Source organism: Actinomadura formosensis, from assembly GCF_050948385.1.
GTDB lineage: Bacteria > Actinomycetota > Actinomycetes > Streptosporangiales > Streptosporangiaceae > Spirillospora > Spirillospora formosensis.
The window spans coordinates 3,634,326-3,646,812 of sequence record NZ_CP192011.1; the positions used below are offsets into that span (position 1 = coordinate 3,634,326).

At 69.8% G+C, this 12,487-nt stretch carries 12 protein-coding genes; 4 read left to right on the forward strand and 8 right to left on the reverse strand.

The window, feature by feature from the left end; genetic code table 11:
* Positions 1 to 160: 160 nt before the first annotated feature.
* Positions 161 to 892, reverse strand: coding sequence for an alpha/beta hydrolase (locus tag ACQP1N_RS17135; RefSeq protein ID WP_433232521.1), 732 nt, complete (start codon positions 890 to 892; stop codon positions 161 to 163).
* Between the two features lie 639 nt (positions 893 to 1,531).
* Positions 1,532 to 2,686 carry a hypothetical protein gene (locus ACQP1N_RS17140; protein ID WP_433232524.1) on the reverse strand — a complete coding sequence of 385 codons (1,155 nt, stop codon included), beginning with the start codon at positions 2,684 to 2,686 and terminating at the stop codon, positions 1,532 to 1,534.
* Between the two features lie 119 nt (positions 2,687 to 2,805).
* Between ACQP1N_RS17140 and ACQP1N_RS17145 the strand changes: the two genes are divergently transcribed.
* On the forward strand, positions 2,806 to 3,822 hold the full coding sequence (locus ACQP1N_RS17145) for a tyrosine-type recombinase/integrase (RefSeq protein WP_433232526.1): 1,017 nt from the start codon (positions 2,806 to 2,808) through the stop codon (positions 3,820 to 3,822).
* A gap of 698 nt (positions 3,823 to 4,520) precedes the next feature.
* A complete protein-coding gene (locus ACQP1N_RS17150) occupies positions 4,521 to 4,970 on the forward strand; it encodes a hypothetical protein (protein ID WP_433232528.1) in 450 nt (149 codons plus the stop codon).
* Positions 4,971 to 5,174: 204 nt separating this feature from the next.
* Here ACQP1N_RS17150 and sigJ read toward each other — a convergent pair whose 3' ends face one another.
* A complete protein-coding gene (gene sigJ / locus ACQP1N_RS17155) occupies positions 5,175 to 6,050 on the reverse strand; it encodes an RNA polymerase sigma factor SigJ (protein ID WP_067798372.1) in 876 nt (291 codons plus the stop codon).
* A 302-nt stretch (positions 6,051 to 6,352) separates the two neighbouring features.
* Between sigJ and ACQP1N_RS17160 the strand changes: the two genes are divergently transcribed.
* A complete protein-coding gene (locus ACQP1N_RS17160; protein ID WP_067799669.1) occupies positions 6,353 to 6,982 on the forward strand; it encodes an LUD domain-containing protein in 630 nt (209 codons plus the stop codon).
* A gap of 205 nt (positions 6,983 to 7,187) precedes the next feature.
* Here ACQP1N_RS17160 and ACQP1N_RS17165 read toward each other — a convergent pair whose 3' ends face one another.
* The 5 genes from ACQP1N_RS17165 to ACQP1N_RS17185 form a co-directional block, all read right to left on the reverse strand.
* Positions 7,188 to 8,648 (reverse strand): hypothetical protein, encoded by a 1,461-nt coding sequence (locus ACQP1N_RS17165; RefSeq protein WP_433232532.1) that lies wholly within the window; start codon positions 8,646 to 8,648, stop codon positions 7,188 to 7,190.
* Positions 8,645 to 8,974, reverse strand: coding sequence for a helix-turn-helix domain-containing protein (locus tag ACQP1N_RS17170; RefSeq protein ID WP_433227917.1), 330 nt, complete (start codon positions 8,972 to 8,974; stop codon positions 8,645 to 8,647). Before ACQP1N_RS17170 ends, ACQP1N_RS17165 begins: the two co-directional genes overlap by 4 nt.
* Complete coding sequence (locus ACQP1N_RS17175; protein WP_433227919.1) at positions 8,971 to 10,119, reverse strand: tyrosine-type recombinase/integrase; 1,149 nt, start codon at positions 10,117 to 10,119, stop codon at positions 8,971 to 8,973. The genes ACQP1N_RS17170 and ACQP1N_RS17175 overlap by 4 nt, the downstream gene beginning before the upstream one ends.
* Positions 10,120 to 10,164: 45 nt before the next feature.
* On the reverse strand, positions 10,165 to 10,383 hold the full coding sequence (locus ACQP1N_RS17180) for a hypothetical protein (RefSeq protein ID WP_433232535.1): 219 nt from the start codon (positions 10,381 to 10,383) through the stop codon (positions 10,165 to 10,167).
* A gap of 166 nt (positions 10,384 to 10,549) precedes the next feature.
* The gene (locus ACQP1N_RS17185) at positions 10,550 to 11,284 is read right to left on the reverse strand and encodes a recombinase family protein (RefSeq protein ID WP_433232538.1); all 735 of its coding nucleotides are present in this window, start codon (positions 11,282 to 11,284) and stop codon (positions 10,550 to 10,552) included.
* 345 nt (positions 11,285 to 11,629) lie between these two features.
* Here ACQP1N_RS17185 and ACQP1N_RS17190 point away from each other — a divergent pair, with 345 nt between their 5' ends.
* Entirely contained in the window at positions 11,630 to 12,445 is an 816-nt protein-coding gene (locus tag ACQP1N_RS17190; protein ID WP_433225157.1) for a TrmH family RNA methyltransferase, read from the forward strand.
* The last annotated feature ends 42 nt before the right edge of the window (positions 12,446 to 12,487 follow it).

The following is a 12,487-nucleotide window of genomic DNA, read 5'->3' on the forward strand; positions in this document are numbered from 1 at the left end:
CGGGTGCCGCCCCGCCCGGCCGGTACCGCCGCGATCGGGGCGGTTGTGCGTCTGCCGGCCACCGCCATCGAGGAGGGTCGGGACCTGTCCTCGATGAGCGGCGTCCTGGCCGACACCGCCTACCGCCTGCTGCCGGCCTGGCAGCGGGGGTGGTCGGCGGTTAGCTCAGATGCCGGGTGAAGAACCGGGCCGCGGCGTCCCCCTCGAACTGCGGGACGCCGGTGTGCCCGCCCAGATTGGCGTGCAGCGTCTTCTCCCTGGTGCCGAAGGCGTCGAACAGGTCCAGGGCCGCCTGCCGGTCGTTCCCTTCGTCGTCCCACTGCAGCAGGACGTGCAGCGGAATGGTGACCTGGCGGGCCTCCTCGAACAGGGTGCGAGGCACGAAACTCCCGGCGAACAGAACGGCGGCCGAGATGCGCGGCTCGACCACCGCCAGCCGGATGCCGATGGAGATCACTCCCCCCGAGTACCCGACCGGGCCGCCGATCTCGGGCAGCGAAAGGAGGGCGTCCAGGGCGGCCTGCCATTCCGGGACCGCCTTTTCGACCAGCGGGAGGACGAGCCGGTCGACGATCTCCTCGTCGACCGGCTCGCCGGCCTCCAGCGCCCGGTGCAGGTCGGCGCGGGCCTGCTCGGCGGCGGCCGAGCGGGGCCGGTCACCGCTCCCGGGGAGCTCGATGGTGGCCGCGGCGAAGCCGTACTCCGCCGAATGCCGGGCCCGGGCCACCAGTCGGGGGCGCATCTTGTGCAGTCCGCCGGGGTGGCCGATCAGGATCAGCGGGGCCGGTGCGGGTGCGGATGCGGGTGTCCACAGGATGCCGGGGATCTCGCCGAGGATGAATTCGCGTTCGAGGACGCCGTCGTCGAGGCGCTGCTCGGAAGTGAATCGCATGGTCGTGCCTTTCGGGAGTGCTCTGAACGGCGCTCCCGGACGACCTATCGCCCGACCGTGACCCCGGAGGGGAGCACCCATGTCGATACTGCGTTCACGGGTACCACCTCCTCGTTCTCTGGCACGGCCTCCGGAAAGGTAGCAGCGGTCGCCGGGGTCCGCCAACAGGTTTTACGGAGGCTTCGTGGCCGGATGCCACGGAGCCGCTGCCTAAAGGCCAAGGCCGTGTAGTTAAGGGCTTCGGGCCTGTGACGTGATCGCAGCGTGGTGAAATCGGAACACTACGCAGAGCTCTGGGGTCTCATTGCAGCTTCCCGAGTGGAGGGCCCTTGCGGCGGAACACACCTGCTGATGACAGACGCCAGGGTGCGCGTACCGCCTTGCAAGAGGTGCGTGGCCGGGCTTGTTCGGGGAGGGGAGGAGGCTTCACCGGTGCCCCTGCAGCGTCGTCCGTGTCCTCCCGCTGCTCGTGCTCACACGCTCACCGGACACCAGATCGACCAACGGCTCCTGTCAGTCTTAAGCCCCGCAACCGCCGCACCGCAGGCGCAGCCCGACGGCCTTCCGTCCAGCCGGCGCCCGGATCCGGTAGCTGCCTGTTCCTCAGGGGCAGCTGGACGCGCGGGGTGGGGGTAAGGGTCAGGTCGCCGGTTTGGGGCGGGCGGCCAGTTCGGCGGTGACGGCGCGTTCGCGCTGGGCGGCGGCCTCGGCACGGGCGGCGTCGCGTTCGCGGGCCAACTCGGCGGAGCGGGTCTGCTCGGCGCGCAGGTCGAGGCGGGCGTCGGCGAGTTCGTCGCGGAGGCGTTCCAGGTCGGCTCGAAGCCGCCCGGCCTCGGCTTGGGCGATCTTCGCCCGTTCCTGCGCGACCTCGGCGTCCTGGCGGTACCGCTCGTTCTCGGACCTGGCCGCCTCCAGCGCGGTGAGCGCCTCATTGCGGGCGCGCTGGGCCACGTGGAGGCGGTGGTCGGCGCGTTCGCGTTCCTGTTCGGCGGCCCGGGCGCGCGCCTCCTCGGCCGCGCGGAGACGCTCGGTCTCCGCGCGGGCCTCTCTGTCCTGCGCGGCCTGCACGCTGGCCTGCTCGGCGTCGCGGCGGGCGGTGTCGGCGGCGCGTCCGGCCTCGGCGGCCCGCGACCGCGCGTCCTGAGCGTCCAGGCGGGCCTGCTCGGCCTCCGCGCGCGCTTCGGTGGACACCCGGTCGGCTTCCAGGCGGGCCTGGTGGACGATCTCATCGGCGTCGGCGCGTACCGCTGCGATCGTCTGTTCAGCCTCGTCCCGCGCGGCCCGCACGGCGGTTTCGGCTTCGGAGCGCGTGTGCTCGGCCTTCTCCAGAGCGTCGTCGCGTTCCCGTTCGGCCTGCTGGGCGCGCTGGCGGGCGGTGCGCGCGCGTTCGTGGGCCTTCTCCGCGGCCTGCTCGGCTTGCACGGCGCGCGCCTCGGCGTCCTCACGCTCGGCGAGCGCGGCGGCCACCGCCGCCTGCGCCTCGGCGTGGATGGCGCTGATCCGCGCCTCGACGCCTCGCGGTGACAGCTCCGAATCAAGGGCCTGCGCGAGCGGCGCGATGGCCGCCGCGAGGCCCTGCTCCATCCGTTCGTACAGGTCCTCGGCCCGCGCGAGGGCACCTTCCAGACCCGGCGTGCCGCGGCGCAGCTCACGTTCCCGTTTGGCGCGGGCCTGGCAGTCGCCCTCGGGGCAGTATTCGCGCGGCCGTCCGCGTCCCTCGCGCTGGGGGACGGGCCTGCCGCAGTAGCGGCAGGCGCGCTCGGCGGGCCGCACCGTCTCCTCACTCGTCGTCACACCTCCATCCTAGCTTTTCTAGATTTCTATTTCCAGAAAATAAGAATGTGCGGAAAACATGGAGCTCTGACTGACGACAATGTTCGTTCTCAGAAGCCAGCTACGTTAGGCTCCCGCGCATGGACGATCTCCAGCCGCGCACCGCCGGCGTCCCTGTGCGCCCCATGGCGGACACGCGCAACCCCTACCTGGTCTACATCGCGGAACTGGAGAGTCCCCGGTCGCGGCGGGCGATGAGCGCGTGCCTGCATCGCCTGGCCGCGATGATCCATACGGCGTCGGGCCGCGAGCCCGGCGAATCGCCGGGGGAGCGGTTCCCGTGGGCGGAGCTGCGCGCCGAGCACACGGCGGGGCTGCGCGGCCTGATCGGCCGCCAGAACGTGGACGGCCCGGACGGCGAGCCGGTGCCCTGGTCGCCCGCCTACCGCAACCTGCACCTGTCGGCGCTGCGCGGTGTGCTGCGGACGGCATGGCGGCTGGGCGAGATGACGACCGACGACTACCAGCGGGCCGCGGCGGTGCGCAACTTCCGCGGGACGCGGCTGCCCACCGGCCGCAGCGTCCACGCCGCCGAGTTCGCCGCGCTGCTGCGCGCCTGCGCCGCGGATCGGTCTCCGGCGGGCGTCCGCGACGCCGCGCTCCTGGCCGTCCTCTACACCACCGGCGCGCGCCGTGCCGAGGTCGCCGCACTGCGCCGTGAGGACTACAACCCGGGCGAACGGTCCCTGCGGATCATCGGCAAGGGCGACAAGCAGCGGCTGGAGTACGTGCACGAGAGCGCGGCCGCACTGCTGGGCGCATGGCTGGCGCTCGATGACCGCCCATCCGGCCCGCTGTTCAAACCGGTGCACCGCTCGGGCGCGATCCAGCACCGTCCGATGACCGACGCCGCCGTCCGCAACGCGGTCGTCAAGCGCCGCAAGCAGGCGTCCCTGCCGCCGGTGACGCCGCACGACTTCCGCCGGACGTTCATCGGCGACCTGCTGGACCAGGGCGTCGACCTGGCGACGGTCCAGCATCTGGTCGGGCACGCCTCCCCGGCGACCACGGCCCGCTACGACCGGCGGCCCGAACGCCGCCGCCGCAACGCGGTCGACAGGCTGCCCTTCCCGGCCGTCGGTGACACATCCCCCTGACGGCTCCACGCCATGCCCCGGTGGACAGGTGCCACCAAGGACTAGGTCAAGGCCGCGTTGCAGCCGATGGAGGAACTCGTCCCGGCCGACGACGGCGCCGCAGAGGCGGCAATGCGCGCAGCGCTGGCGGACAAGCACAACACTGTGCCGCCGTTTTGAAGCTGCTGGACGAATCGCAGCCCCCTGGCCGCGACGGCAGGTGACCGCAAGGGCCTGACGGCGGTGCCGGGGTTGAGGAACCTGCGGACAGCCGTTAGCGCTAAGAATGATCTTTGGGCAGGTGTTCCGTTAGGGAACCCCCACCGGAACACCGGCCAGCCGAGACGGCGCTCCAGGTCGAGGTGTTCTGTAAGAGTGTTCCGCGAACTGTCCTGGTGACGGGGCTTCTCCGGAACACCGCAGGCTGTGAATGCCGTGGTCACCGAGTTCGAGGTGAACCTGGGCCACATGCGCACCCGCGAGGGCATGGCGCTGGCCGAAAGAACAGCGAACTCAGGGGCAAGCAGCCCAAGTTGCCCGAGCCGGTGCGGCGTTCCATTCGCCGCCGCTACGCCGAAGGTGAGGTGTCGCCGGCGGGCCTGACCACCGACTACAGCGTGGGCCGTTCACCATCCATCGCACCATCCACGGGCCGGCAGAGTTGAGGACCGGCGCGGTGCGTCCGCTGGAACCCCCCAGACCGGGGAGAGGACGTCGTGATGTCCAGTGAGCAGGGGGAAGGGCCGGAGTTCGGGTACGGGGTGGACGTGCGGCCGTTGTGGTCGGCCCGGGACTGGGCGGCCGAACAGGTCCGCGTCGTGCTGCGCGCCGCAGGTTGCGCGGAGTTCCCCGCCGGTGCCGGCTTCTCGGTGGAGAGCCACGACCTGCTCGTGGTGGGAATCTGCGATGACTTCACCAGACCCGCCCGGCCCCCTGGCCGCACGCAACCGGGCCGTCCAGATGCCGGCTACCGCACCGGACCCCATCCCGACGACGAGGAGTTGCTGGCGGTCTGGGCCCCAGCAGCGCAGACCCCTGTTGCACCGGTGCGAGGGGAGCGGGGACGACGCTGCGTCGAGTGGGGGAGACTCTGGCATCGGTGGAGTCGGCCGCTTCACGGCCCACCGCTGGCACGGGCGATGCGCCGACGGTCAGGCCCGAGCGCCTGACCAGGCCACAGATGCCCGGACCAGGACTGACACCGCTCAACATGGCTGGACCAGCTGGCAGCGATCATGGCGGTGCCGGGCGCGCGAAACCCGGCCCAGCTCGCCCGGTGCGACGTATTGATCCGCGGCGAGCTGCGCTCGTTCTGCGCTGACGGGGGAATCGACACCCGCCGGCTGGCCGGCCGTTCCACCGGCTGAACAGTGTCAACCCAATGTCCAGGGGTGGAGTTTCTCCGGGTTGCGTACGACCCAGATCTGCTTGATCCGGTCTCCCACGATCTCGAACGCGAACACGGTCACGGTGACGCCGTCTTGCTGGGCCACCAGACCGGGCTGGCCGTTGACCGTGCGTTGCAGGAGCGTCATGTTGCCCGGCATTCGGTTAGCGATTTCGGCCCAGCCGTGCGCGATCTGCTCGGCGCCCTTGATGGGGTCCAGGAAAGCCATGACGAGGCCGCCGCTATCGGCGATCGCCGTGGCGTCGGGGTCGAGTAGCCCGATCAGGGCATCGATGTCCTTGGCCTCCCACGCCGCTTTGAAGGCCCGGACGACGCCGGCCTGCTGGACCATGGGAGTCACGGGAGCCTGCGAGGCGTGGATGCGACGGCGGGCCGAGGATGCCAGCTTGCGACATGCCGCCGGGGTACGGCCGGTGATGTCGGCCACCTCCGCGAAGGAGTAGCGGAAGACATCGTGAAGGATGAACGCCACGCGCTCGGCCGGGGTCATCGATTCGAGCACGACGAGGAAGGCCATGTTGACCGACTCGTCCAGAGTGACCCGGTCGGCCGGGTCGGCCGGCCGTCCGGTGACCCACTCCGCGGGTTCGGGCAGCGGCTCGGGAATCCATTCGCCCACATAATGCTCCCGGCGGGCCCGTGCCGAGTTGAGCAAGTTGAGACAGATACGGCTGGCCACCGTGGTCAGCCACGCGCCGGGGGACGCAATGGCGTCCCGCTGCTGGCGGGACATGGCGTACCAGCGAGCGTAGGTCTCCTGGACGGCATCCTCGGCCTCGGCCAGCGAGCCGAGCAGCCGGTAGGCGAGATTGATCAGCTGCCGCCGCTCACTGATGATCATGCTGAGGGTTGGATCGGACCGGCCGTGTCCTGGCCTGGACTGGTTGGTCATGGGCGTCGCCAGCCCTCCTCGGTCTCATCTGCCTTCACCACTTCGACAAGACACCGCACCGGAATGTGAGGTCGGCGCCCCGCCTCACATTCCGCGGGGCGATCTTGTCGTACTAGAGGAGACGAGCACTCCGTCCAGCAGGCGGGAAGTTCGGGAGACGCCAGGACCCGCTTCTCCGTCCCCCGCGATCGCGCTTGGACGGCACCACCTGCTCGTTATGACCCGCTACACACGACCAGCCAGGAGGCACCATGACGACTTCGGTTCCAGCAACATCATTCACTGCCCCGGCGCCCGCGGAGACCCTGGAGCGGGTGGCCGCTGCATTGAGGGAGAACAATTTCGCCGTCGAAATCCTCGATGACGCCGCTGCCGCGCGTACCCGCGTCGAAGACCTGGTTCCCGAGGGCGCCAGCGTGTTCACGGGGGCCAGCGAGACCCTCCGCCTGTCCGGCATCGATGAGGACCTCAACAGCAGCGGGCGATACGAGTCCGTCAAGGCACGCAGCGTGACCATGGACCGCGCCACCCAATTGGCCGAGATCTGGCGGATGCTCGCCTGCCCCGACGTCATTGTGGGCAGCGTCGCCGCGGTCACCGTGACCGGCTGCCTTGTGGCAGCCTCGGCCAGCGGAAGCCAACTGGCCGGCTACTCGGGCGCCGCGGCCCGCGTGATCTGGGTCGTCGGAGCGCAGAAGGTGGTGCCTGACCTGAGCACCGCGCTGCGCCGCATCGAAAACCACTGCCTCCCGCTGGAAAACGAGCGCGCCATGAAGGCCTACGGGGTGCCCAGTGCCCTCAACCGCATTCTCGTCCTCAACGCAGAACCCCACCCCGGGCGCGGCACCGTCCTGCTGCTCCGCGAAGCCATCGGATTCTGACACCACCAGGAGTCATCCAGCCGAGGCTGATCCAGATAGGAGGCTGGACGAGGCACCAACCTGAAGGCATCCGGCGCCGACCAACCACCTCGTACCACCTGCAACGCAGAACGGCTCGCCATCATGACCGACCTCTACCGGCCTTGAGGCTGGCAGGAGTCGTTGATCGAGTGATCTGTGTTCCTTGTGCTGGGGACTGTAGAGGTCACTGTCTGTGGTCATCTGGGGCGTAGCGGTTCCAGGCCCCGCCCGCTTGGGCTGCGAGTTGGGTGGTGGTTTTGTCATGGAACCCGAGGGCTTGGGCGATCACGGGGGCGGGGGCTTGGAGGACGAGCTGGCGCAGGGCGGCGACCCGCCCGGCGGCGCCGGGGATGCCCATGCGTCTGACCTGGTCGGCCAGGGAGCGTGAGTGCAGTGGCCTTCCGGCGCGGCTGGGGAACAGCCATGACGCCGTCGAGCCGTTGTCAGTGCTTGCGTTCTTGGCGCGTAGCAGCAGGTCGGAGAAGGGCGCGGGAACGGGTGTGGGCGGGTCTCCGAGCCGGATGAGGACGTCGTTGTCTTCGCGGAGGACGTCGTCGGTGGTGAGCTGGACCAGGCGACTGGCGGGTTGGGCGTAGAGGAGCATGAGGCTGGCCGCAGCGCGGGCAGGAACCGGTCCCGCGGTTTCGTCCAGGACTCGACGCAGTAGTTCCAGGCGCCGGTGCTGGGTGAGGCGGCGGCCCTCGGTGATGTGCAGTCTCGGCAGGGACAGGTGCCGCGGGGCGCGGCCGGTGCTGGTCGCCCAGGTCAGGAAGCCGCGGAGAGAACGCTGCTCGTGAGACGGGTGGGTTGCGTGCCAACGGTCGAGGTGGGCCTGAGTGAGCTGGGCGAGGGCGCTTTGGTTCTGGTGGAGCCAGGTCAGGAACTCATGGGCCCGGTTGAACTGCTGGGCTGCGTGGTTGCCGGCGCTGTCGGTCAAGGGTTTGCGGGTGGCGCGGGCGCGGAGTTTGGGCAGTTGGTGCCAGGTGGCGAAGTGTTCCAGGGTCTGGTGGTGCGGGTGGTCGGCGAGTTCGGTGAGGCGTCGGTGCAGCCGGCTCTCGAAGCGCAGGAGTCTGCCGTCTCGTTCGGGCAACAGCCCGCAAGCCATGAGGAGGTCACGCAGGTGCGCGGCGGTGCGCCATTCAGGATGCCGATGGAACGCCTCGTGGGTGAGCGGCAGCGTGCCGTCGGCGAGATCGGTCAGCAGAGCTTGGTTGGTGGTTCGGCGAAGCCAGATCAGGCGGCTCTTGGGACGCGGCATCTGGATGAGCATGGCGTGCAGAGGTGCAAGGCCGGGGGCGATGCGGCGGCCGGTGCCGTCGTCTAGGAGCTCGGCGAGCTGGTCGGAGAGGGTGCAGCGTTCGCAGAGCCGGCGGCCCAGCAGGTGGGCTTCGTTGCCGCAGCGGTCGCAGTGGAAATCGCGGGTGATCCCGGCGCAGTCCCGGCAGACCGGTGCGCCATCACGTCGGCCGGGCAGTAGTCGTTCAATACCGCAGCCCGGGCAGGTGCCAAAGGTCCGAGCGGCCTTCTCGCAGCAGGTGCGGCATATCAGCCCCTCCCAGTTTGCGGACTTGGCCGCGCGCCGTCCGCAGCGGACGCACTCGCCAAGATGCCAGCGCTCGTACTGCTCCCTGGTCCGGTGCGTCATTCGGGTCGGATGCGGGCGCGCTTGGGCTGGATCGGTGCGATCTGCGGCCCCGGGCCGGTGTCGCCGGTGGCGGTGCGTCGGGGCGCGGCGTTCTCGGCGCGGGTGCCGATCAGGTCCGAGGGGGTGCAGTCGAAGATGTCGCAGAGCGCGGCCAGGATGGGCAGTGAGAGCCGTTCGGGGCTCTGGGTGACCAGGCGCCAGATCTGCACCGAGGACAGGGTGACCCCGCGGTCGGCCAGAGGAGCGGCGAGGTCGGTGGCGGAGAACATGCCGTGGGTAGCCATGACCTCGCGGAGCCGCCATTGGTAGCTGACCTGGCGTTTCATCGCTTGCCCCTTCCGGTGGCGAGAACGGCGTCGGCGGTGTCCTGCATCGCTTTGAGCAGGGTCCGAGTGCGGAAGTCCGAGGACACGCAGGTGTAGATAGAGGTGGTGGAGGCGTGTTCGTGGCCGACCTGCTCCTGGACGAACCGTGGGTCCCAGCCGTCTTCGATCAGGTGCGTGACGTAGGAGCGGCGCAAGGAATGAAAGTCCAGGCCCTGATCCAGCCCGAGCGCATCGCGGTAGGCGGCGAAGCGGGTGTTGATCTGCGAGAATCCGATCCGGGGGCTGCGCTCCGACGGCCAGAACGCCGGTGAGGCAGACGCCTGAGCGAGCCTTGGTCGGACTTCGGTGACCCACTGGTCGAGGGTGTCGACGATCCAGTCCATGCCGCCGATCCCGTCGCGCGGTCCAACCGTCAGGACACTGCGGCGTTTGGGCGGTGAGCCCTTCATCGCCTTGCCCCAGCGGACGTAGCAGACGCCGAAGTCCCCGAAGGTCGGCGCGTGTGGGTTGCGCCCGAAGTCGGCCAGGTCCAGCATCCGATCCTCGCGGCGGCGCAGCCCGTAGGCGTAGGCGGTTTTGAACAGCGTCGCGTCCCGGAACGCCGGGAGCCAGCCCTTGCGGCCGGCGCCGCTGACCCGGTGGACCTGGTCGTCGGCGTGGTCGAAGAACGCCTGGAGCTCATCGCGGGTGAATGCTCGCTTGGACGGGTCAGCCTCGTTGTCCTGAAGATGAACCGTGGTGTTCCACTCGTGGCAGACCTGGATCGGGTGCGAGCCGAACCGGCGCTCACATTCGACCGCCCAGCCGTAGGCCGGGTCGGTGAGGAACGCGCAGAACGAGCGGACCGCCTCGGCGTAGTTGCGCACCGTCGAGTGCCGCAGATGCCGGACTGCCCGCAGGTCACCCAGCCACTCATCCACCATCTGCGGCATCCACTGCCAGAGGAACGCGTCGGAGTAGCGGGTGAATGCCTTCACCGCGTTCACCCGGCCCTCGATCGTAGAGAGCGCCAGGTTGCGGGCGAGCTGCTGATTCCGCCACCCGCTCAGCATCGCCTCAGCGACCTGTTCCTCGGGCCGAAGCAGCACCGTCCCACCGACCAGATGCAGGCTCGCCGCACCCGGCACCGACCCGTCCCGGATCACACTCCGCCACCTTCCGCTGCCTACATCAAACGAAAGAATCTTTCATCAGAAGTAATCGCCTGGCAAACGTGCAGGTGAGAAGGAGGTTTTCGGTGGTTCGCTGGGAGGCATTATGCTGGCCGTGCTTTCACCAGCCGCCCTCACCTCGCCCAGGCCAGCGGTTCCGGCCTGGGCGGCGCGACGTGTGAAGTAGTCGCAGACTTCATCGGCTGAAATAGCGACTGCTTGAACATCGGTACAGCCGTTGGCGCTGAGAACGATCATGGTCCGGCTGTGGCTGCTGGGAGGGCATTGACGCGGTTCTGGTATTCGCGGCGGGCCTTGCGTTGTGCCGGGATCGCCGGGGTGCCCTGGGCGCTGTCGAGGAGCTGGCGGTGGATCGCGGGTGCGGCGCTCACGCGCAGGGTGTAGCCCTGGCCGCGCCTTATGGTCACGCCGTGGTCGAGCGCGGCCCGCTCGGCGGGCTCCAGTTCGGCGCGCGGAAGAAGTCGGCGACCTTGCCGGGCATGTCGAGGGTGACCGGCAGTTGCGGGGCCGGGACGTCCTCGTTGTCGGCGGCGGTGTGTTCGGGCATGAGGTCGGCGACGGCCGTGCGGACGGCGCCCCGGCTGACGCCGTGCTCGCGGGCCAGGGCGGCGATGGATCGGCCGTTCAGGTAGGCGGTGCGGACGGCGGTGGTCTTGTCGGGCTTGATGGCCGGGCGGCGGCCACCCTTGCTGCCCTTGGCCTCGGCGGCCCGTAGCCCGTCGTAGGTCAGTTCGCGCTGGAGTTCACCGGCGGCCGCGAGGGTCTGGACCATGAACTTCACCGTGGACAGCAGTTCTCCGGTGCGCGAGTGGCGGGCGGTGAGGTCCATCGTGGAGAACGCGCCGTCGCGGATGCGCAGGGCGAGACGGTCGCGGTGCAGGACGTCGAGCACGTCAAGGATGTGCTGGGTGCCGCGCACGAGACGGAACATCTCGGAGATGTGCACGATGTCGCCGGGCCGCGCGTACGTCAGCAGCTCGCCGAACTTCGGTCGCTGGAGCGGGTGGAGGCGGCTGGAGGTGCCGGCCTGCTCCTCGAAGGTGACCCGGTCCTCGATCCGGGCTTCGTCCAGGACGAGGTTCTGCCGGGCGGTCGACTGCTGGTCGGTCGAGACCCGCTTGTAGATCAGGTTCGCCACCGGGGGCCTTCCGTGCGGAGGAACGGGCCCCTATCTGTCGTCAAACCCTGTCATCAATCATCATCCGATTTGATTGGATCGGTGCCGTCCAGGCGCCCTGGTCACGCCCGGGTCACTGGACGCGCGCGACGCCTGTCGCTAAACGTTCGTTGGTGACAGGCGCTGGCTTCCAGCGCGACCGGACAGCCCCGGATCATCACGGGCCGAAGACTTTTCTCAGGGTCGGCTCGGGGGAGTTGCGTGCTGTTTCGAGGAGGCACAACAGGAGGCTCTGACCTAGATCGTGTTGTGGGAAACTGGGCTGTTCGCCGGTAAACACGAAGATGGGGGCGTTCGGTGGGAGGCGTGCTGCGGGTTTCGCGGCCCAACGCGCAGTTCCAGCAGTGGGAGGCGCTGCTGCGAAACCGGAACAAGCGGCAGCGGGCGGGAGAGTTCTTGGTGCAGGGCGTTCGGCCGATCAGCCTGGCGGTGGAGCGTGGCTGGCCGGTGCGGGCGCTGATCTATGACGCCGAGCGGCCGTTGTCGCGGTGGGCGGCCGGGATGCTGGAGCGGGCGGGGGCCGAGCGGGTGGCGATGGCGCCCGAACTGCTGGGCCAGCTGAGCGGTAAGGAGCAGGAGGTTCCCGAGCTGGTGGCGGTGGTGGCGCTGCCGGCCGACGACCTGTCCCGGATCACGGTGGGGTCGTCGTTTGTGGGGGTGGTGTTCGACCGGCCGGCCGGGCCCGGCAACATTGGCACGATGGTGCGTTCGGTCGACGCGTTCGGCGGCGGGGGGCTGATCGTCACCGGGCACGCAGCTGATCCGTACGATCCCAAGGCGGTGCGCGCCTCCACCGGGTCACTGCTGGCGGTGCCGGTGGTCCGCGTCCGCTCGCACCGCGAGGTGCTGCAGTGGGTGCACCGGCAGCGGGCGGCCGGTCAGCGGCTGACCGTGGTCGGTACCGACGAGAACGGCGCCGCCGACATCGCCGAGGTGGGCCTGACCGGCCCCACGCTGCTAGTGATCGGGAGCGAGGCTGCGGGGCTGAGCGCGGGCTGGCGGGAGGGCTGCGACACGATGGCGCGGATCCCGATCGGTGGTGCGGCCAGCTCGCTGAACGCCGCCAGCGCCGCCACCGTCGCGTTGTATGAGGCCGCTCGCCAGCGCGCCCGCCGGTCCTAGGGGGAAGCCGGTGGCCTAGTTCGGCGCCCGGGTTCCCCGCCT